This window comes from Candidatus Avoscillospira sp. LCP25S3_F1 (assembly GCF_052117125.1).
In the GTDB taxonomy this organism is placed as follows: Bacteria; Bacillota; Clostridia; order Oscillospirales; family Oscillospiraceae; genus Avoscillospira_A.
The window spans coordinates 14513-35401 of the sequence record NZ_JBQKJT010000013.1 but is presented as its reverse complement, the minus strand read 5'-3'; the positions used below and the strand labels follow the sequence as shown (position 1 = coordinate 35401).

Here is a 20889-nt window from a genome sequence, read left to right as displayed (position 1 = left end):
AGGTGAGTGAACGTGATACTGAAAACAAAGCTTTTTGGACACACTTACGAATTCAAGTCCCTGCGCGAAGTCATGGCGAAAGCCAATGAGGAAAAATCCGGCGACAAGCTGGCCGGCATCGCTGCGGAGGACGCTCAGGAGCGCGTGGCGGCCAAGGTCGTCCTCTCCCAGATCTCGCTCAATGACATCCGCAACAACCCGGCCGTTCCCTATGAGGAGGATGAAGTTACCCGCATCATTCAGGACGGCGTCAATGAGACGATTTTCTCCGAGTTCAAGCATATGACCGTGGCAGAGTTCCGCGAGTGGCTGCTGGATGAGAACACCACCGGCACCATGATCCGTCGGGCCTCCCGTGGCATTACGTCGGAGATTGTCGCCGCCGTTTGTAAGCTTATGAGCAACCTGGACCTGATCTATGCCGCCAAAAAGATGCGCGTGTCCGCCCATTGCAACACCACTATCGGCCTGCCCGGTACTTTCTCGTCCCGCTTGCAGCCCAACCATACCACCGACGATCCCAAGGGCATCATGGCGTCCGTTATGGAAGGCCTGTCCCTGGGCTGCGGCGATGCCGTCATCGGTCTGAACCCGGTGGACGACTCCGTGGAGAGTGTTGCCCGTATTCTTAAGAGCTTCGACGAGTTCAAGAACAAATGGGAAGTTCCCACCCAGATCTGCGTTCTGGCCCACGTCACCACGCAGACCGAGGCTGCCGACAAGTTCAACGCCCCCATCGACCTGATGTTCCAGTCCATCGCTGGTTCCCAGAAGGGCAACGAGGCATTCGGTCTCAACGGAAAGATGCTGGAAGAGGGCCGTGACATGATGCTTCGCAAGGGCACCTCCACCGGTCCCAACGTTATGTACTTTGAGACCGGCCAGGGCTCCGAGCTGTCTTCTGAGGCCCACAATGGCTGGGACCAGGTCACCATGGAAGCCCGCTGCTATGGCTTCGCCAAAAAGTTCCAGCCCTTCCTGGTCAACACCGTCGTTGGCTTCATCGGTCCCGAGTACCTGTATGATTCCAAGCAGGTGATCCGCGCCGGTCTGGAAGACCACTTCATGGGCAAGCTCACCGGCGTTCCCATGGGCTGTGACGCCTGCTACACCAACCACATGAAGGCCGATCAGAACGACATTGAGAACCTGGCCACGCTGCTGGTGGCTGCCGGCTGTAACTACATCATGGGTGTCCCCGAGGGCGACGACTGCATGCTGATGTACCAGTGCACCGGCTTCCATGAGGCAGCTGCCCTGCGTGAAGTATTTGGCCTGCGCCCCATTAAGGAATTCGACATGTGGCTGGAGAAGATGGGCTTCTCCGAAAATGGCAAGCTGACACCCAAAGCGGGTGACGCATCCGTCTTTATGACGAAGTAATCGGGAGGTGCTAGATCGAATGGATCAGAAAGATTTGAAAGCCATTATTGAGCAGGTTTTGTCCGAAATGCACATTACCGGCGATACGGCCAAGGCCGCGACCGCAGCCGTACAGGAGGCCTGCACGTCGGGCGCATCATGCAGCCAGATCGAAGAGGGCTGCATTCCCGATGTTACCGAAGTGGATATCCGGACCCAGTATCTGGTCAAGAATCCGGAGCACGGCGAGGAGTATGCTGAGTTGAAGGCCCATGCCCCCTGCCGTCTCGGCATCGGCAAGGCCGGTGCTCGGTATAAGACCTTGCCCCAGCTGCAATTCCGCGCCGCTCACTCTGCTGCTCAGGATGCCGTCTTTAACGACGTGGATCACGACTTTGTGGAGAAGGAAATGGGCCTGTTTATTGTCCAGACCCAGTGCGACAGCAAGGATGTGTATCTGACCCGTCCCGACCTGGGCAGAAAGCTGAGCCCTGAAGCGGTACAGACGCTGAAAGAGCGCTGCAAAAAGTCTCCCACGGTTCAGATTTACGTGGCAGACGGCCTCTCCTCCGCCGCCGTGGCTGCCAATATCCCCGATCTGCTGCCGGCACTGCTTCAGGGCCTGCAGAGCTACAAGATCGACGTGGGTACGCCGTTCTTCGTCAAGTATGGCCGCGTAGGCGTTATGGACGAAATTTCCGAGCTGCTGGATGCCGAAGTGACCTGCACCCTTATCGGTGAGCGTCCCGGCCTGATCACCGCCGAATCTATGTCCGCCTACATCGCCTACCGGGCTACTGTGGGTATGCCTGAGGCCCGCCGCACGGTTCTCTCCAACATTCACCGCAACGGCACCATTCCCTCCGAGGCCGGCGCCCACATTGCGGAGATCATTAAGATCATGCTGGAGAAGAAGGCCAGCGGTACCGATTTGAAACTGTAACAGGGAGGAATAAACGATGAAAAGAGATCCCGTTAGAGCCAGCGTCCTGTCTTCCAAGATCATCCCCAATGTTTCCCCGGAGCTGGCCAAGAAGCTGGGCCTGAGCCCGGAGCACAAGTCTTTGGCCCTGCTGACCACGGACTGCGATGACGTGGGCTATACCGCCATCGACGAGGCCACTAAGAAGGCTGATGTTTCCGTTGTCTACGCCAAGAGCTTCTATGGTGGTGCTGCCAACGCTAACACCAAGCTGGCCGGTGAGTTCATCGGCATGCTGGCCGGTCCCAATCCCGCCGAGGTCAAGGCTGGTCTCCAGGCCGCCGTGGACATGGTGGAAAACGGCGCTTACTTTGTTTCTGCCAACGAGGACGACTCCATTGTGTACTATGCCCAGTGCATTTCCCGTACCGGCTCCTATCTGTCCGAGGGCGCCGGTATCAAGGAGGGCGAGGCACTGGCTTATCTGATCGCCCCGCCTCTGGAAGCCATGTACGCCGTCGATGCCGCCATGAAGGCGGCTGACGTGGAGCTGTGCGTACTGTACGCACCTCCTTCTGAGACCAACTTTGGCGGCGCATTGCTGACCGGCAGCCAGTCGGCCTGCAAGTCCGCCTGCGAGGCCTTTGCCGCAGCCGTCGAGTATGTGGCAGAGAATCCCAGAGTGGAATAAGTCCGCTTTCGTAACCACAGAGAACCCGCATAACGAAACGGAGGAACTTCCATGAATGCTTTGGGAATGATTGAAACCAAAGGCCTGGTCGGCGCCATTGAAGCCGCCGACGCCATGCTCAAGGCAGCCAATGTGACCCTCCTCAGCAAAACCCAGGTGGGCGGTGGACTGGTGACCGTCCTGGTGGCCGGCGATGTCGGCGCTGTCAAGGCGGCGACGGATGCCGGTGCAGCCGCGGCGGAACGGGTCGGACAACTGATCTCAGTCCATGTGATCGCCCGTCCTGCCCAGGATCTCCAGCCAATGTTAGGCGGTCCCAAGCCGCCGGAACCGCCTGTACCGGCTCTCGAACCGGAGCAGACTCCGACGGATGAGCCGGAACCGCCTGTACCGGCTCTCGAACCGGAGCAGACTCCGACGGATGAGCCGGAACCGGAGGAGATTGAGGAGGAAGATGCTGCGGGAGACGCCGAGATGGCATCGACACAGCTGACGCTGGAGGACCTGCAAAAAATGACGGTCTCCCGCCTGCGCACGGTGGCCCGGAAGCTGCCCCAGATCGGCATGTCCAACCACGACATCCGCTTTGCGCGTAAGGAGGACCTGATCTCCCACATTTGGCGGGTGAGCGCACAGGAGGAATAAACCCATGCAGTTATACGATAAAGATTTACTTTCCATGCAGGAAGTACGGGAATTGGTCGGGGCGGCCAAAAAGGCCCAGCAGGAGCTGGCGCAGATGTCCCAGGAGCAGGTGGACCGCATTGTTCGTTCCATTGCGGACGCCGGTGTCCGCAACGCCCGCCGCCTGGCTCAGATGGCCCATGAGGATACGGGCTTCGGCATCGTAGAAGACAAGGTCGTCAAGAATGTCTTTGCCAGCCGGGGCGTGTATGAGTACATCAAGGATATGAAGACCATCGGTGAGATCGGCCGGGACGAGGAGAAGAAGCTCCGCATCATCGCCGTGCCCGTGGGCGTCATCGCCGGTCTGATTCCGTCCACCAATCCCACATCCACAGCTTTGTTCAAGTCGGAGATTGCCATTAAGGCCGGTAACGCCATTGTCTTTTCTCCTCATCCCAGTGCTTTGCGCTGCATCAAGGAGACGGTGAAGGTTATCCGGCAGGCCATTGCTGAGGCAGGCGGAAACGAAAACCTGGTCAGCTGTATCTCCATTCCCACCATGCAAGCCACGGACAACCTGATGAAGCACCCGGACACGGCGCTGATTCTTGCCACCGGCGGCAGTGCCATGGTGCGGGCAGCCTATTCGTCCGGTACGCCGGCCATTGGTGTAGGACCCGGCAACGGCCCCGCCTACATTGAACGGACTGCCGACATCCCTCTGGCTGTCAAGCGGATTATGGATTCCAAGACCTTTGACAATGGCACCATCTGTGCCTCGGAGCAGTCGGTTATCTGTGATATCGACATGCGTCCTCTGGTGCAGACGGAAATGGAGAAGCAGGGCGCTTATTTTCTCAGCGCCGAGGAGAGCGCCAAGCTGGGCAAGTTCATTCTGCGGGCCAACGGCACCATGAATCCCGAGATTGTGGGCCGCAGTGTGGATACCATTGCCAAGCTGGCCGGCCTGACGGTGCCCCAGGGTACCCGCGTACTTGTAGCCTATGAGGACGGCGTGGGCAGGGGACATCCTTATTCCAATGAAAAACTGGGTCCCATTCTGGCTTTCTACACCGGAACCGATTACAAGGATGTGTGCGAGAAGTGCTGCACCATTCTGCATTATGAGGGCAAGGGCCACACCTTCTCCATGCACTCCAACGATGAAACGGTCATTGATTATTTTGCCCGCCGTATCCCGGCTTCCCGTTTTATGGTCAACACCCCGTCGGCCCTTGGCGGCATCGGTGGTACCACCGGCCTGATGCCCTCTCTGACGCTGGGCTGCGGCGCCATCGGCGGCAGCGCCACCAGTGAGAATGTCGGCCCCATGAACCTGCTGGACAAGCGGTACATTGCCTATGGCATTCAAGAGCTGGAGGATATTCGTAAGGGTATGCCCGATTGCTCCGACGGCATCTGCAAAACGGACGATGCCGGTGAGACGGTGACGCCGGAGATGGTGGACGCCATTGTGGCGCAGATTATTGCAAAATTACAGCAGACACCCTGAGAAACTTGATATTTTAAGGAGGAATTTACCATGGCAGCAATGCAGGCATTGGGTATGATTGAAACAAAGGGTTTGGTAGCGGCCATTGAGGCTTCCGATGCAATGGTCAAGGCGGCCAACGTCACCCTGATTGGCAAGGAGCATGTGGGCGGCGGTCTCGTCACCGTCATGGTCCGCGGCGATGTGGGTGCGGTCAAGGCAGCTACCGACGCCGGTGCGGCGGCGGCTGAGCGCGTGGGCGAACTGATTTCCGTCCATGTGATTCCCCGTCCCCATGAGGAAGTGGAGCAGATTCTGCCCAGCCTCAAGTAATCACAAAGAACTAATTTCCAGCTAGGAGGAATATACTATGGCAGCAATGCAGGCACTGGGTATGATTGAAACGAAGGGTTTGGTGGCAGCCATCGAAGCCGCCGACGCAATGGTCAAGGCGGCCAACGTCACCCTGATTGGCAAGGAGCATGTAGGCGGCGGTCTCGTCACCGTCATGGTTCGCGGCGATGTGGGCGCGGTCAAGGCTGCTACCGATGCAGGCGCAGCCGCAGCCGAGCGCGTGGGCGAGATGGTTTCTGTCCATGTGATTCCCCGCCCCCACAACGAAGTGGAGGCCATTCTCCCGGCGTTGCAGGGCTGATGTATGGACGGCGGGAATCCCGCGGGGCTGCCCTGGCAGCGCCGCGGACTCGCCCCAACGGTTTTACTCTAACGTCAGGGGGTGTGTGAATTGAAGGTGATCACCGAAGCGCTGCTCCGGGAGCAGTTGCGCGCTGAGACGCCGGAAACCTTTTATATTCCTGAGGGAAAGATTTTGTCGCCGGCAGCTAGAGAGTACTTGCAGCAGCGCAAAATCAAGATCAGCAAGGACCCGCCTCCGGCTCCTGTGATTCCGGAGGAACCAAAAGCTGTCGCAGCCGAAGCGCCGGTGCAGCCGGTGGCTAAATATGTGGATGAGGAAACAGGCGCGTTTTATATGGAAAAGCCCGAGCATATGACACACCTGTACGGCAATGTTCTGGTACCCAAAGCTCACCCGCACATCTTTTTCCGCGGTAAGTTGGACAGCCTGGGTGCACAGATTGTGCTGACCCAATCCATTCTGGCAGAGACGGCAGGGAATGAAAAGCTGATTGCCGATTTGCAGGATATTTTGACGGTACTCCATGAGATGATGCGGTGTGACGCGCTCCATGAACCGTTCCGCAATGAGACACTCATTGGTCTGACTCATGCCCAGCTGCGGGAGCGGTCCCATGATCCCATGCGGTTCTTCCACATTCCGCAGATGACCATGCCCGACTATAAACTGGGCAGGACCTATGCCATGCTGAACCAGCTGCGTACCCAGGTCCGTGAAACGGAAGTGGCAGCCAATCAGGCGTTCCGCGACGGCAAAAAGTGCACCAATCTTCCCATTGTGGAGGAACTGAACCGCATGTCCAGCGCCATGCATATCATGATGTGCATGTACCTGGCCGGTATGTATACCAAGGGATAAGGAGACCGACCATGGAAGAGATTGTACAAAGCGTACTGGAGGCTATGACGCGTGCCGGTCTGGTGGAGGTGGAAGTTTCCGCCAGACATGTGCACCTGTCCCAAGCCCATCTGGAGGCGTTGTTTGGCCCCGGTGCCACGCTGACGCCCAAGCGGCCCCTGTCGCAGCCGGGCCAGTTCCTCTCTGAGGAACGAGTCAGCATCCTCGGCACCAAGGGACGCAAGGACCGAGTGGCCGTATTGGGACCTGTTCGGCCCGATACCCAGGTAGAACTGTCCAAAAGTGACTGTGTGGACCTGGGTGTAAAGGCTCCCGTCCGGGAGTCTGGCGACGTAGCCGGGTCCGGCGCCATCACCATTGAGGGCCCCTGTGGTCAGATCACTGTGGAGCAGGGCGCCATCATCGCCCACAACCATGTGCATTTGACGCCGGAGGCTGCCCGCGCCATGGGCGTGGAGGACAAGCAGCACGTCAGTGTGGAGGTTCTCAGTGACCGTCCCGTGACGTTCCGCGATGTCATCATCCGCGTCAGCAGCAAGTTCAGCTGCCGGATGCACATTGACTTTGATGAAGCGAATGCGGCGCTGGTCAGCGGATTTACCCTGGGCAGGATCATAAAATAACAGTGGGGCGTCATCTGCGCCCCGCCGTGACAAAGGATGGCGATACTATGATGGATTTGGAACGGGTCAACGCCTATATGGAGCGTGTCAAGCAGTCGGAGACCACCACCTTCCAGCCTGTGAGCGACAAGCTCAAGGTAGGCGTGGACCTGGGTACGGCGTATATCGTTCTGGTGGTTCTGGACGAGGAAAACAACCCCATTGCCTGTGAAAAGCAGGCGGCCAGTGTGCTCAAGGACGGTGTGGTGGTGGATTACAGCGGTGCGCTGCAAATCGTCCGCCGTCTCAAGGAGAAACTGGAAGCCCGTCTGGGCGGCCGGGAGCTGGTTAACTGTGCAATCGCCATGCCGGCCGGTACAGAATCCAGTGTCAAAACCCACCAATATGTGGCCGAAGGCGCAGGGTTGGAAGTGACCAACGTGCTGGACGAACCGACGGCGGCCAACTCCATCTATCAGATCGAAGACGGTGTTGTGGTCGACATTGGCGGCGGCACCACTGGTCTTGCCATACTCAAGGGCGGCAAGGTAGTCCGCATCGAGGACGAGCCCACTGGAGGCACCCATGTGACGCTGGTGCTGGCAGGCAATTACCATATCTCCTTTGATGAAGCGGAAGCCATCAAGCAGGATTATGCCCGTCATCGGGAAATTCTGCCGGTGGTGAAAGCTGTGGTGGAGAAAATGGCAGGCATCGTCAACCGATATGTGGACAAGCAGGAGACCGATACCCTGTATCTCTGCGGCGGTACCTGCTGCCTCACCGGCATTGAGGATATTTTTGAGAAGGAGACGGGCATTCATACCGTCAAACCGGCAGATCCATTCCTCGTAACGCCTACAGGTATCGCCATGAATTGCAAATAATCCAAAGAACCACATCCTCCCCCAATGGGATCGGAAGGAGGGAATGTATGGAATTTACCGAACTGGTCGATGAAATTGTGGCGCGGGTCATGTCTCGTATGACGGAGCAAGCGTCCACCGCACCCAGTGGGAAACCAAAACTGTTGGTGTTGACGCCGGAGCATGGTACCCTGTGCCACGAGGCTCTGGAGCACGAAGCCCTGTTGGAGTATTACGATACAGAATGCGCACTGCTGCAGGAGTATCATTGTTCTATCGATGACTATGAAGCCGTTTTGGTCTATGGGCTTGATGTGCCGTCCCTGTGTCAGCTGGCAGACGGAGATTGCCACACACCTTTTACACAGTTGGCTCAAAAGGCTATGTTGTCCGGGAAGCGGTTATTTGTAGCACAGGAGACCGTGGAGCTGTTTCAGTTTGCAGCCACGGCACCGGCGGCCTACTATGCCATGCTTCTGCAAAAGCTGTCCTTCCTGCAACAATGCGGTGTGACGCTTTGCCCACATGGGCAGTTGGCGGCGGCGGTATTGTCGGAGGAGATTCCCACACCAGAGGCTCCAGCGGCACCGTGTCCGCCGACCCCAGCGGCCGGTAGGGAAGTCCTGCTGGAAAAACGGGTCATTTCCGAACGGGACCTGCGGGATGCCGTAGGGCGGGATGTTCGTGCCGTCCGGGTGACCAAGCGGGCCATCGTGACAGAACTGGCCAAAGAATACCTGCAAGCACGAAACATTGCGTTGCTGCGGGAAGAAGCGGCAGGTGAGCAGCCATGAAAATTGCAAAGGTGATCGGCACCATCTGGTCCACCCGGAAGGACGAAAAGCTGCGCAGCTATAAGCTGCTCATTGTCCAGCCCCTGAATCTGGTAACCCAGGCCGCCGAGCAGACGCCCTTTGTGGCGGCGGATATTATTGGTGCTGGCATTGGTGAGACAGTGTTGATTGTCGGGGGGAGTTCCGCCCGCAGCGCTGTTGGAGACATGGCCGTTCCGGTGGACGCCACGGTGGTCGGCATTGTGGACGATCAGGAGATCTGTCCCGATGTGCTGTAATAAGGACGGTGTACCATGGAATTTTTGGAAAAAATCCAACAGGCCGGTGTGGTTGGCGCAGGCGGTGCGGGGTTTCCTACCCATGTCAAGCTGAAGGCCAAGGCCCGGTGGCTGATTGTAAACGCCGCCGAGTGTGAGCCACTGATTGAGACCGACAAGTTCTTGTGCCGGAATTTTGCCGACCGGATTGTAGCAGCTGCCGCCGTCACCGCTGCCCATCTGGGAGCCGAACATACGGTCATTGCCATCAAGGGCAAGTACGAGGCGGAAATCCGAGCCTTGCAGGCTGCCATTGATGCAGCCGGGCAGTCCATAGAGATTTGCAAAATGAGCACATTTTATCCGGCGGGCGACGAACAAACCATGGTTCAATGGGTGACGGGCCGCTCGGTTCCCGAACGGGGGCTGCCGCTGGATGTAGAAGCTGTCGTAGACAATGTGGGTACCATGTTGACTATCTATGATGCCATTACTGAAGGCTCAGGTGTCAGCATGAAATACTTATCCGTTGTGGGAGAGGTCCCCCATCCGATGATGCTCCATGCTCCCATCGGTACGCCCATTACCCAGTGCATTGCGGCGGCCAAGCCTTTGCTTGAGGAGTATGCTGTTATTGTCGGCGGCCCCATGATGGGCAAGGTTTTGGCGGACCCTCAGCAGATACAACAGGCCGTGGTAACCAAAACCACTGGCAATCTGTTGGTACTGCCCCGGGATCATTACCTGATCACCCGGGCCGGGCGGCCTATGGAGCGGCTGGCCCTGCAAGCTAAAACAGCCTGCATCCAGTGCCGGATGTGTACCGATTTGTGCCCCCGCTACCAGATCGGTCACGATGTACAGCCCCATCTTGTGATGCGGAATCTCTACCGGGAACGGCAGACGGACGATACTGCGGAATGGATACGGGCATTTGGGAGCGCCGCCAATTGTTGCAGCTGCGGCATCTGTGAGATGTTTGCCTGTCCCATGGGTCTTTCGCCCCGCAAGGTCAATGAGTATGTCAAGGGCCGGATGCGGGAACGGGGTATCCAGGTCCCCAGAAATCAACATCCCGAGGCCCGGGATTCTTTGAATCTTCGCAGGGTTCCCACAGAGCGGCTGATTGCCCGATTGGATTTGAGCCGGTATGATGGGCTTCACGCTTCTGACGACTGTCTGGAGATTTGCCCCGATCGGGTTTTTGTGCCATTTTCCCAGCACATCGGCAAACCGGCGCAGCCAGTCTGTAAAGTGGGCGACATGGTGCAGAAGGGCCAGCTGGTGGCATCAGCCGCAGCCGATGGGCTGTCGGCCAACATACACTGCGGCGTCGATGGCGTCGTAACAGAAATAACAGACGGCGGCATTTGGATCGCCGCAAAGGAGGGCTGATCCGTGGCAGCAGCAGTTGGACTGATTGAATTTACCAGCATCGCCCGGGGCATTGCGGCCTGTGATGATATGGTCAAGGCGGCGCAGGTGGAGTTGCTGCGTGCAGCAACGGTCTGCCCGGGTAAGTATATTGTACTGATTGGCGGCGATACAGGCTCCGTGCGGGAAGCCATGGCAGCTGGGCAGTCGTGTGGTGGCCCCTATGTGGCCGACACCTTGATGTTGCCCAGCGTCCATGAACAGGTGATTCCGGCCATTTGTATGACCAATCCCGTCACAGTGCGGGGCGCTGTCGGTGTGATGGAGTTTTACTCTATTGCATCGGCCGTGGTGGCAGCTGACGCCGCAGCCAAAGCAGCCAACGTCACCCTGATTGAGGTTCGGACCGGATATGCCATCGGCGGCAAGGGCTTTGTCACGCTGACCGGCGACGTGGGTGCGGTACGAGCAGCTGTGGACGCTGCTACTCGCAATGCTGAATTGCTGGTTCAAACGGCAATCCTGCCCCGGCCGGACCCCAAATTGTTTGAAGCATTGCTGTGAGTGTAATTCTCACAGGACGAAAAAAGGAGGATACCACATGAACGTATTTACAGAGAGCGTGCAGGCTTGGTTCAGCGGCCTCTCCATCAATTCCGTCATTATGATGATTATGATGATCTTTATGATCGTCGGCGCCATAGACAAAATTATGGGCAACAAGTTTGGCTATGGCGAACAGTTTGAGGAAGGCTTCAATGCCATCGGCCCCCTGGCCCTGTCCATGGCCGGCGTTGTGGCAGCTGCTCCCGTGCTGGCACAGCTGCTGGGCCCCATCCTGAAGCCCATCTACACAGCGATCGGCGCTGACTCTTCCATGTTTGCCACCACACTGCTGGCCTGTGACATGGGCGGTTACCCCTTGGCTATGGAGCTGGCTGAGACCCCTGCCATCGGCAACTTTGCCGGCCTGATTCTGGGCACTATGATGGGTCCCACCATTGTGTTCACGATTCCTGTTGCCTTGGGCATCATCAAGAAGGAAGACCGTCCTTACCTGGGCGCCGGTGTCCTGGCTGGTCTGATTACGGTTCCCATCGGTTGCATTGTCGGCGGCCTTGCTATGGGTATGACCGAATTCAAGCTGCCCATCGGCACCATCCTCATCAACCTGGTGCCTGTCATCATCGTTGCCGCCCTGATCGTTCTGGGCCTGTGGTTTGCCCCTGCTGCCATGATCCGCGGCTTTAATGTCTTTGGCACCGGAGTGACCATCGTTATTACCATCTTCACCGCCATTGCCGTCTTCCAGCAGATCACCGGCATCATGTTCCCCGTGCTGGACGTCATGAGCATCAAGGATGAGGTCACCGGCCTGTCTCCGTTGGATAGCGGCCTGCTGACCTGCGGCCAGATCGGTATTGTCCTGATCGGTGCCTTCCCCATGGTCAAGTGGATTACCAAGACCTTCGGCGGCGCACTCAGTAAGATCGGCTCCGCGCTGGGTATGAATGATAAAGCTTCTGCCGGTCTGGTGGCAACCTTGGCCAACAACATTGCCATGTTCAATATTATGGGCGAGATGAACCCCAAGGGCAAGCTGCTGAACGTGGCGTTCGCCGTGTCTGCCGCTTTCGTATTCGGCGATCACCTGGGCTTCACTGCCGGCAACGAACCCGACATGATTTTCCCCGTCGTAATTGGCAAACTGGTTGCTGGTATCACTGCTCTGATCTTGGCCAATGTTTTGGCGCCCAAGCTGCTGAGCAAGATTGAAACCGCCAGCAAAAAGTAATTGCCCCCATTCCATAGAAGGGATTTGACGCATTATGAATATCAGTGAGTCTTTGATCCGCGACATCGTATTGCAGGTTCTGGAGCAGACAAAGAACAGCTCCAAGCCCGCGTTTGAGAAGCATGTGGACCCCAGCGGCATCATCGGCATCAAAACCTCTACGGTCCGGTGCGAGCCTTTTGAACAAGAGGGCGTCGCGTTGAAGGATATCGTTACTCTGGAGGAAGCGCCTCGCATGGGTGCTGGTATTATGGAACTGGACCACACCAGCTTTGAGTGGACGCTGACCTATGACGAATACGACATGGTCATCGAAGGTACCCTGGAAATTGAAATCGATGGCCGTATCATTTCCGGCGGCCCCGGTGATATCATCTACATTCCCAAAGGCAGCCACATCCACTTCCAGAGTTCTGGTTTTACGAGATATGCCTATTTCGTATATCCGGCCAACTGGCAGGAACTGAATTAACAGTAGAACCGCCGCAGGAGCCATTCCTGCGGCGGTTCGTTGTCATATGGGTTTGATGTGTTATTGAATGGTAAATTCCTTGGCTGCGGCACTCTGACCATTCAGATAGAGACGCAGAGTGTACGTGCCGGCCTCCTGCGGTGTTTCTTCCACCTGACCCAAAATCAGATCCTCTGTCCAAAGGTTGTTCCAAGCAGCGGTTTTGCTGCCGGTGGAGAGGGGAACGCCTGCGGCGGATTCCACCACATACAGAAGGGTGACCTCATCTTCACTGTCGCTGCGGTCCGTGAGACTATCCAAGGCAAAAACAATGGAATCGCTGGTGGAGAAAACCGGCTCACTCATGGTGACCAGATCGTTGGCGGTCCAGTTGGACTTGTCGGGCTTTTTGAAAAGGCCCAGGAAGAATCGGGAAGCGCCGTACTGGTCAAAGGCCCCTGCAGCGGGGATGGTGACTTCAGCGGTAGTGGTTCCGCCCAGCTTCTCACCGGAGGCGGAGCGCAGTTCCAGCGTGTACTTCTCACCGGGGATCAAATGCTCCAGCGTGGCCGTATTGCCCTGCACCTCCATGGTGCCGGTGATGGGACTGCCGGTAGCGGCAACCGCATACCGCAGCTGCCAGGAAGCCGTATCGCTGCCGCTGTTCCAGGAGACGGACACAGAGCCGTCCGTGGAGGCTGTGGCGGTAAAACCGTCAATGACCATGGAAGTAGGCGTCGCGGTGATAACGGCGGGCGTGGCCAAGCCGTCGGCAGTGACAGAAATAGTATACGTTTCGCCGGTGGTAAGTTCCGTGAACTCCGCCTCGCAATCGGTGACGGTTTTGGTCGCAATAGAGCCGTCCGTACCGGTACAGGTGACGGTCCATTCAGCCGGAGCAGGCTCCGTAGCGGTCCAGGATACGGTAGCAGAGGTCTCAGTCAATGCCGATACCGCCAGATCGGAAACAGAAACCTCCGGCGTGGTGGTCAGTTCCAGAGAGGTGTTACCGGTCAGCTCCACATCGGACGTACTGGAGAGCTCAAAGAGATAGGCCGCACCGCTTTCCAGTCCGGTAATGGTGACCGAATTTCCGGTAAACGTCTTTTCCAGGGGCGCGATACCCTCGGCAAAGTAGCGCACGGTCCACTCTTCAGGGCTGGGACCGCTGACTGTCAGTTGCAACGTTACCTGATCGCCAGTGACTGCCGTACCCACAAAGCTCAGAACGTCGGTGGTGGCAACGGTAGTGAACATGGCGGAGGTAGTGCCACTGAGACGGTGGCCGCTGTTGGATACAACTGAGACGGTGTACTGGGTACCGGGAGCCAACTCCGAGAAGGTAGCGCTGCTGCCGTTGAGCTCTGCTGTCTGTTCGTTGCCGTATGTGTCCACACAATGCAGCGTCAAGTCCGACACATCCGAACCGGCCTTGACATGGACCACCAGATAATTAGTACCTCGGTCTTCCATAGTTATAGAGGCGATATTGGTGGCCGGGCCGCCAAAGGCAAGAAAATAGACGCTGACACCGATAACGCCCAAGGCAACAACGGCGGAAGAAACGGCAACCGCCAGCTTTTTTCCCTTGTTGCTCCGCTTCTTTTTCGGTGCACTGGGCGGTGGGGGAGCAGCTGACATCTCTTCGGCGGGGTCTGCGGCATGGGGCGCCGCAAAGGACGGCAAATCCGACAGTTCAGGCAATTCACTCCACGGGGCGCTCTCCGGCGGAGTATCCAGCGTGGAAGACGAGGGTGTGATCTCGATATCCTCCTCGCCGCCCTGCACAGTGGTATCCGGCATAAAGCTGGCAATAAACTGTTCGTCCATCTGGTCCGTTTCCGCGAACTGCACCGGCTGCACTTCCTCGTCCATGGCATCGGGATGAACAATGTCTTCTGGGTCCAGCAACAGCGGCGGCACAATCAGAGAGTCAGTGACGTTATTGCGCTTCATATAGAGGACCAGGTCCTGCATGAATTCCTCCGGCGTCTGGTAGCGATCCTCCGGCAGGAAAGCGCAGGCCTTCATAATAATTTCTGTCAGTTCATAATCGCTGTAAAGGGGTGCCGGCAGAGGTTCGCCGGAAATCCGCAGTTTGTTGGCGGCTTTGGCCGATGTTTTCTCGTCCTCAAAGGGACCGTGGTTACCGTTGAGAATCCGGTAAAGCACCATACCGATGGAGTAAATATCGATGGTGGTATTGAACGGATTGAGAATATCGGTCATTTCCGGGGCCGTGTACTCCGTTACCATCCGTTCCGGCATGGTGCAGTATTTGAGCTCTGCAATTTTAGCCACGCCCAGATCGCCCAGCATAAAGCTGTTAAGACCGTTGAGGTAGATATTTTCCGGTTTGATGTCCCGGTGGATCAGTCCATGGGTCCGCAGATCGCAGAGGGCCGTACACAAGTCCAGTCCCAGGTTCAGCGCCTTCAGATGGGTCATGGCATTTTTCGACAGGTATTCCACTAATGTCTGCCATTTTTCCGACAACAGATACAGATCGTAGCCGATGCCGTCCTCTTTTTCACAAACCTGATAGTCCAGATACGTTGCAAAATTGGTACTGCCCCGCAGCATGTCCAGCTCCGACAGCTCGGCACAGTAATCCTTGATGAGCTGCTCAAAGTATTTTTTTGCTTCTTCCTCATCCTCAGCCGCACCGGCGAAGTACAAAGCCTCCACCTGGGTCTGGGACTCGGGCACAGAAATCCGTTTCAGAATATATTCCTGACCGTTCCGCGTGCCGCGTAAAAGGAAGACAGAGGTTCCGCTGCCGGACTGCAAACATGTTACGATTTCCATGTTGTCCAGAAGGGGAGATATGAGCTTGAGTTCAGACAAAAAACTCGCCTCCTTTTCCTACAACACGTATTTTATTGCAAATGGGCGAAAAATGCAAGAATGGATTCCGCAAAACGCAGGATTAGCCATTGGAATTTCGCCATTTTTATGATAGAATACCATACAAGACAAAAAGCGACTTTCCTTTACAGGATATGTATGCCTTGAATGGAGGATTTTATGGCACGGATCACCTGTGACTATTGTGGTACGGAGTACGACGATATCCAGCAGCGCTGCCCCCTGTGTGGCAGCATCAATCAGAGCGATCCCGCTCAGACGGAATCGGGAGCCCATGGGCAGAAAGCCCGAGGTGGCCGGTACAGCACCCTGAAAGCTGCCCATTCTTCCCGGTCGAACAAGGCCACTCAGAAGGATGTTGGAGAGGATGACCGCATTCCAAAATGGCTCACGATCATGATCTGTGTGGTGCTGGGCTTGGCGGTCGTCATCGGCGCGTTGTATGCCATGTATGCCGTTGGTATTTTCTCCCCCCAAAAAACTTCGTCAGAGGACTTGACGCTGCCGGAACAACAGATTACGGAAGACATTGATCAGGAACAGGATACACAGCAGACTGAAGATCAAGAACAGATCGTGCAGCCGGAGACCACTCCTGCGGAGGTACTCTGTACGGGGATTACCTTGTCAGAACGTACTGTGACGCTGGAATCGGCGGGACTGGCTACCACAGTCACAGCCACCGCCCAACCGGCTGATTGCACGGAGACCATTCTCTGGACCAGTTCCGATACAACCGTATGTACTGTGGATGATCTTGGCATCATCACCGCTGTAGATGGTGGTAAAGCTACGGTCACCGCCACCTGCGGCTCCTTCTCCGCGGAGGTGGAAGTGGTGTGCAATTTCAGCAACAGTAAAGAAAACAATGCCTATCTGAGCACAACGGACTTTACGCTCTTTTCCACCGGAGAAGTGGCCACTATTCAGGTGCTGGACGCGCCGGAAGGGGCCACCATTACTTGGAGCAGCTCCAACGCAGGCGTTTGCACCGTCTCCGGCGGCAAAGTCACAGCGGTGAAGGCAGGAACGGCTACAGTGACGGCCCAGGTTAACGATAAAAAACTTACCTGTACCGTCCGGTGCAACATCGAAGGCTCTGTGGTGGCCAACGACAGCAATGCAGAGAATACCGGCGGCGGTTCCACCGGCGGCAATCAGCTGGACCATACAGACGTCACCCTAAGTGTAGGCCAGAGCTTTGAGATTTCGGTGGTCAACGGCGTCTCCGGCGGCTGGAATGTCACCGACGGTTCTGTGATCTCGGTGGACGGAAACGGCAACGTCACCGCCTTGGCATCCGGTACGGCCAAGGTTTACACCACTGTGAACGGCCAGAGGCTGGAATGCATTGTCCGTGTACCATAATCAAATTGAATTTTATATGGAGAAATGCCGAGTGGGACGATATGGTTCCACTCGGCATTGGTTTTGTCCAGCTCAGGTGGCGGGACGGTGCTGTACATCTGTATCGGTGTTTTGCCCATGCTTGAACAGCAGGGTGATGCACCACAGACCGGCCAGTGCCACCAGGCCGTAGATGATGCGGCTGAGGAAAGCGGTTTGACCGCCGCCCAACCAGGCCACCAGATCGAACTGGAACAGACTGATCAGGCCCCAGTTGAGGGCGCCGACAATGACCAGAATCAGAGCAGCAATATCCATTGTACAACCTCCTTATTGTCTGGATATGGCCTAGTATGTCCGGCAGAAAGATTGTCTATGCAATTTCAACAGAAGTCTTTCTTTTTTTTGAGTAATATGATAAAATCGATAAGACACTAAAACATGAAGTCAGGATGTGACGCAAGTGAAATACGTTTTGCTCATCGGAGATGGCATGGCGGACAATCCCGTGCCGGAACTAAACCAGAAAACACCCTTGGAGGCGGCCAGAAAGCCCCATATGGATGCACTCTGCGCCAAATCCCTCCTGGGCAGCGTGCGGACCGTACCGCCGGAGCAGCTGCCTGGCAGCGACACAGCCATCCTGTCCATTTTCGGCTGTGATCCCAATCGGTACTTCACCGGCCGCAGCCCCCTGGAGGCAGCAGGCAGCGGCATCAGTGTGCAGCCCGGTGATGTCAGCTACCGGTGTAACATGGTGGCCCTGGAGGACGGCGATAAGCCGTTTGGTGAAAAGAAGATGCTGTCGCACAGCGCCGGTTCCATCGACGGGGAAGATTCCATGGCGGTGGTTTCCTGGCTCTTTGACAATGCGGAATTTCGAGCAGCCGCAGATGCAGTGGGAATGCGCATTGCGCCCACACCCTCGTTCCGTCATATCGCCATTCAGGCCGGCGGCGATATTCAGGGGTTTCACGCCACGCCGCCCCATGATATTCTGGGACGGGAAATCGGGCCCTATGCTCTGTGCGGCAATGAAAATGCCGGAAACCTGTGGCAGCTGATGGAGTTAGCCAACCGTCTGCTGGAGCATCACCCCTATAACGAGCGTCGCCGGGCCGAAGGCAAGCTGCCGGCCAACGGCATCTGGTTCTGGGCGGAGGGCAGCGCGGTGAAACTGCCCAATTTTGTCGAGCACTATGGCAAAAACGGATCTGTTATCAGCGCGGTACCCCTGGTCCACGGTATCGGCGCTCTGGTGGGATTGAAAATGGTCCATGTGGAAGGCGCCACCGGCGAGACCGAGACCAATTACGAGGGCAAGACCCAGGCTGCGGTGGACTGCCTGCTGTCCGGTGACGATTTTGTCTGCATCCATGTGGAAGCCCCCGACGAGGCCACCCACAACGGCAAGCTGGATGAAAAGATTCTGTCCATCGAGTACATCGACCGTCGTGTTCTGGCGCCGCTGACGGAAAAGTTGAACAGTGCCGGTGTGGATTACCGGATTCTGATTCTCAGCGACCACAAGACGCTGACGGATACCCGTACCCACGACGGCGACCCGGTACCTTTTATGATCTATGACAGCCGTAAAGACCAGGGAAGCGGCCTGGCGTATACAGAAGCCAACGGTCTTAAGGGGCCCTTTGTGGAACCCGGCACTCAACTGATGTCCCTGCTGTTTTCTGAAACCTGACACTTGCTGAGAAAGGATGAATTAGAACATGCATCAAAACTGCTTCCTGCCCGCGGAGATTCTGCTGCCCAAGGTGGAGGACATGTCCAAATGGGCGGTCATTGCCTGTGATCAGTTTTCCTCCCAGCCCGCCTATTGGGACCGGGTACGGGCCAATGTCGGAGACGCACCTTCTACTATCCATCTGATTTTGCCGGAGGCCCAGCTGGGAACGGAGCAGGAACCGGCTCTCACCGAGGAGATCAACCGTACCATGGCGGCCTATCTGGAACAGGATCTGTTTACCGTCTATCCCAACAGTTTCGTCTATGTGGAGCGGACCCTGCAAAGCGGCGCCATCCGCAAGGGACTGGTGGGCATGGTGGATTTGGAGGCATACGACTACTCCATGGGTTCCACCTCTGATATCCGTGCCACAGAGAAAACGGTTGTGGAGCGCATTCCCCCCAGAATGCGGGTCCGGAAAAACGCGCCGCTGGAATTCCCCCACATTTTGATGCTGGCTGACGACCATGACAAGGTCCTCATTGAGCCCATTGCCGAACAAAAGGATCATCTGAAAAAGCTCTATGACTGCATGCTGATGGAGGACGGCGGCCATATTGCCGGTTGGCTTGTGGAGGGCGCTGAGGCCCAAGCCTTTATGGACCGGCTGACAGCCTATACTCAACATGTGGACGAGAAGTACACTGGTTTGCCCGGCACACCCATGGTCTTTGCTGTGGGCGACGGCAATCATTCCCTTGCCACGGCCAAGGCTTGCTATGAAGAGCTGAAAAAAGCCCATCCCGGCGAGGACTTGTCTCAGCACCCGGCCCGTTATGCTCTGGTGGAGCTGGAAAATATCCACGACGATGCCCAGGAGTTTGCTCCGATTCACCGGGTCATCGTCAAAACCGATGCGCCTGCTTTGCTGAAAGCGGTGCAGGATACTCTCTGCGCCGAAACCGGGTTCCCGGTGGAGTGGTACATGGGCAAAGACCACGGTACCATCTATCTGGATCAAAAGAAGGGTCAGCTGGCCGTAGGCATTCTCCAGAGCTTTCTGGACCAGTATCTGGCCCAGCATGACGGCGAAACCGACTACATTCACGGCGACGCCGACCTCATAGAACTGGCTGCCCAGGACAACGCCATCGGCTTCCTGCTGCCGGTCATGGAGAAGTCCCAACTGTTCCGCGGTGTCATTGCCGATGGCATTCTGCCTCGCAAGACCTTCTCCATGGGCCATGCCAGAGAAAAACGATACTATTTGGAAGGTAGAAAAATTGTAAAATGATCACATTACAGGAAAAAGCGTACGCGAAAGTCAATCTGACGCTGGATGTGGGCAGCCTGCGGGAGGACGGTTATCATGATATTTCCACTATCATGCAGGCCATCACCTTGGCGGATGAGATCACCGTCCACATCGGCACTGGAGAGCCTTGGCAGGTTCGTTGCAGCGAAGAGGCTATCCCTGGCGGGAAAAAGAATCTCGCCTATAAAGCCGCCAAAGCTTTCTACGATGCCGCTGGTACCGATCCTAACGGCCTGACCATCGAGATTGAGAAGCGTATTCCCTGGGAGGCGGGTCTCGGCGGCGGGAGCGCCGACGCTGCGGCGGTTCTGCGGGCGCTGAACCGTCACGAAAATAACCGGTTCACCGATGAGGAATTGGAGAAAATCGGTTTGCTGGTGGGCAGCGACGTCCCGTTCTGTATCCGTAATATCACCAGTCTGGCCGAGGGACGCGGTGAAATTCTCACGCCGGTGACGCCTATGCCCCAGTGCTATTACGTGCTGGTGAAGCCGGACTTTTCCGCTCCCACCTCGGAACTTTACCAGAAGTTGGACCGCATGAATGTTCCGGCCCGTCCCAAGACGCAGCAGATGATCAAAACTCTGGAACAGGGCAATCTGCGGGAAATCGGTGCCGGCTTACTCAATGTTTTTGAATATCCGCTGCTGCGGGAACATGAGGAATTATACAAAATCGAAAACGCGCTGGAAAACTGCGGTGCATTGGGCACCAGCATGACCGGCAGCGGCTCGGTGATGTTTGGTATCTTTGAGCACTTCGACTTTGCGGCCACTGCCAGCATGTCGCTGATGCAGGTGGGCTACAAAACGTATTTGGCAACCAATTTTGATCCAAATTCTGACGCAGATGTATAAAAAATGAAAACACCGTCCATTATGGTACTGTCCTTGTGACGATATCCTACATAATGGACGGTGTTTTTT

Annotated in this window: 21 protein-coding genes and 1 pseudogene; 20 read left to right on the top strand and 2 right to left on the bottom strand. The window is 56.5% G+C overall.

The features are described 5' to 3' along the window. The first annotated feature begins 12 nt into the window (after positions 1–12). From ACTQ33_RS12265 to ACTQ33_RS12190, 16 genes and pseudogenes are all read left to right on the top strand, one after another. Positions 13–1383 carry an ethanolamine ammonia-lyase subunit EutB gene (locus ACTQ33_RS12265; protein ID WP_441464888.1) on the top strand — a complete coding sequence of 457 codons (1371 nt, stop codon included), beginning with the start codon at positions 13–15 and terminating at the stop codon, positions 1381–1383. Positions 1384–1402: 19 nt separating this feature from the next. Further along, positions 1403–2305, top strand: a complete 903-nt coding sequence (eutC, locus tag ACTQ33_RS12260; protein WP_441464887.1) for an ethanolamine ammonia-lyase subunit EutC — start codon at positions 1403–1405, stop codon at positions 2303–2305. A 16-nt stretch (positions 2306–2321) separates the two neighbouring features. Continuing rightward, a complete protein-coding gene (gene eutL, locus ACTQ33_RS12255; protein ID WP_441464886.1) occupies positions 2322–2975 on the top strand; it encodes an ethanolamine utilization microcompartment protein EutL in 654 nt (217 codons plus the stop codon). Between the two features lie 51 nt (positions 2976–3026). Next, a pseudogene (locus ACTQ33_RS12250) lies at positions 3027–3305 on the top strand (BMC domain-containing protein); the annotation flags it as partial. A gap of 319 nt (positions 3306–3624) precedes the next feature. Continuing rightward, positions 3625–5115 (top strand): acetaldehyde dehydrogenase (acetylating), encoded by a 1491-nt coding sequence (locus ACTQ33_RS12245; protein WP_441464885.1) that lies wholly within the window; start codon positions 3625–3627, stop codon positions 5113–5115. A 30-nt stretch (positions 5116–5145) separates the two neighbouring features. After that, positions 5146–5427, top strand: coding sequence for an ethanolamine utilization microcompartment protein EutM (gene eutM / locus ACTQ33_RS12240; protein ID WP_441464884.1), 282 nt, complete (start codon positions 5146–5148; stop codon positions 5425–5427). 37 nt (positions 5428–5464) lie between these two features. Further along, positions 5465–5749, top strand: a complete 285-nt coding sequence (eutM, locus tag ACTQ33_RS12235; RefSeq protein WP_441464883.1) for an ethanolamine utilization microcompartment protein EutM — start codon at positions 5465–5467, stop codon at positions 5747–5749. 96 nt (positions 5750–5845) lie between these two features. After that, a complete protein-coding gene (locus ACTQ33_RS12230; protein WP_441464949.1) occupies positions 5846–6610 on the top strand; it encodes an ATP-binding protein in 765 nt (254 codons plus the stop codon). Between the two features lie 11 nt (positions 6611–6621). Beyond that, entirely contained in the window at positions 6622–7233 is a 612-nt protein-coding gene (locus tag ACTQ33_RS12225; protein WP_441464882.1) for a PduL/EutD family phosphate acyltransferase, read from the top strand. A 47-nt stretch (positions 7234–7280) separates the two neighbouring features. Continuing rightward, on the top strand, positions 7281–8099 hold the full coding sequence (eutJ, locus tag ACTQ33_RS12220) for an ethanolamine utilization protein EutJ (RefSeq protein WP_441464881.1): 819 nt from the start codon (positions 7281–7283) through the stop codon (positions 8097–8099). A 47-nt stretch (positions 8100–8146) separates the two neighbouring features. Beyond that, positions 8147–8872, top strand: coding sequence for a hypothetical protein (locus tag ACTQ33_RS12215; protein WP_441464880.1), 726 nt, complete (start codon positions 8147–8149; stop codon positions 8870–8872). Beyond that, the gene (locus ACTQ33_RS12210) at positions 8869–9150 is read left to right on the top strand and encodes a EutN/CcmL family microcompartment protein (protein ID WP_441464879.1); all 282 of its coding nucleotides are present in this window, start codon (positions 8869–8871) and stop codon (positions 9148–9150) included. Before ACTQ33_RS12215 ends, ACTQ33_RS12210 begins: the two co-directional genes overlap by 4 nt. Before the next feature lie 15 nt (positions 9151–9165). Further along, positions 9166–10524 (top strand): 4Fe-4S dicluster domain-containing protein, encoded by a 1359-nt coding sequence (locus ACTQ33_RS12205; RefSeq protein WP_441464878.1) that lies wholly within the window; start codon positions 9166–9168, stop codon positions 10522–10524. Positions 10525–10527: 3 nt separating this feature from the next. Beyond that, the gene (locus tag ACTQ33_RS12200) at positions 10528–11067 is read left to right on the top strand and encodes a BMC domain-containing protein (protein ID WP_441464877.1); all 540 of its coding nucleotides are present in this window, start codon (positions 10528–10530) and stop codon (positions 11065–11067) included. A gap of 37 nt (positions 11068–11104) precedes the next feature. Beyond that, positions 11105–12298, top strand: a complete 1194-nt coding sequence (locus ACTQ33_RS12195; protein WP_441464876.1) for an ethanolamine utilization protein EutH — start codon at positions 11105–11107, stop codon at positions 12296–12298. 34 nt (positions 12299–12332) lie between these two features. Beyond that, positions 12333–12770 (top strand): cupin domain-containing protein, encoded by a 438-nt coding sequence (locus ACTQ33_RS12190; RefSeq protein WP_441464875.1) that lies wholly within the window; start codon positions 12333–12335, stop codon positions 12768–12770. A 60-nt stretch (positions 12771–12830) separates the two neighbouring features. On the opposite strand, the gene ACTQ33_RS12185 is transcribed toward ACTQ33_RS12190, so the two are convergent. Beyond that, complete coding sequence (locus tag ACTQ33_RS12185) at positions 12831–15596, bottom strand: fibronectin type III domain-containing protein (protein ID WP_441464874.1); 2766 nt, start codon at positions 15594–15596, stop codon at positions 12831–12833. Positions 15597–15776: 180 nt separating this feature from the next. Here ACTQ33_RS12185 and ACTQ33_RS12180 point away from each other — a divergent pair, with 180 nt between their 5' ends. Next, positions 15777–16985 (top strand): Ig-like domain-containing protein, encoded by a 1209-nt coding sequence (locus tag ACTQ33_RS12180; RefSeq protein WP_441464873.1) that lies wholly within the window; start codon positions 15777–15779, stop codon positions 16983–16985. 72 nt (positions 16986–17057) lie between these two features. On the opposite strand, the gene ACTQ33_RS12175 is transcribed toward ACTQ33_RS12180, so the two are convergent. Next, positions 17058–17282: a DUF378 domain-containing protein gene (locus ACTQ33_RS12175; protein WP_441464872.1), complete on the bottom strand. Its 225-nt coding sequence runs from the start codon at positions 17280–17282 to the stop codon at positions 17058–17060. Positions 17283–17427: 145 nt separating this feature from the next. Between ACTQ33_RS12175 and apgM the strand changes: the two genes are divergently transcribed. From apgM to ispE, 3 genes are read left to right on the top strand one after another with little or no spacing between them, the layout of a single operon-like run. Beyond that, positions 17428–18663 (top strand): 2,3-bisphosphoglycerate-independent phosphoglycerate mutase, encoded by a 1236-nt coding sequence (apgM, locus tag ACTQ33_RS12170; protein ID WP_441464871.1) that lies wholly within the window; start codon positions 17428–17430, stop codon positions 18661–18663. Positions 18664–18691: 28 nt separating this feature from the next. Then, positions 18692–19942: a DUF1015 domain-containing protein gene (locus ACTQ33_RS12165; protein ID WP_441464870.1), complete on the top strand. Its 1251-nt coding sequence runs from the start codon at positions 18692–18694 to the stop codon at positions 19940–19942. Continuing rightward, a complete protein-coding gene (ispE, locus tag ACTQ33_RS12160; protein WP_441464869.1) occupies positions 19939–20820 on the top strand; it encodes a 4-(cytidine 5'-diphospho)-2-C-methyl-D-erythritol kinase in 882 nt (293 codons plus the stop codon). The genes ACTQ33_RS12165 and ispE overlap by 4 nt, the downstream gene beginning before the upstream one ends. Positions 20821–20889 lie beyond the last annotated feature (69 nt).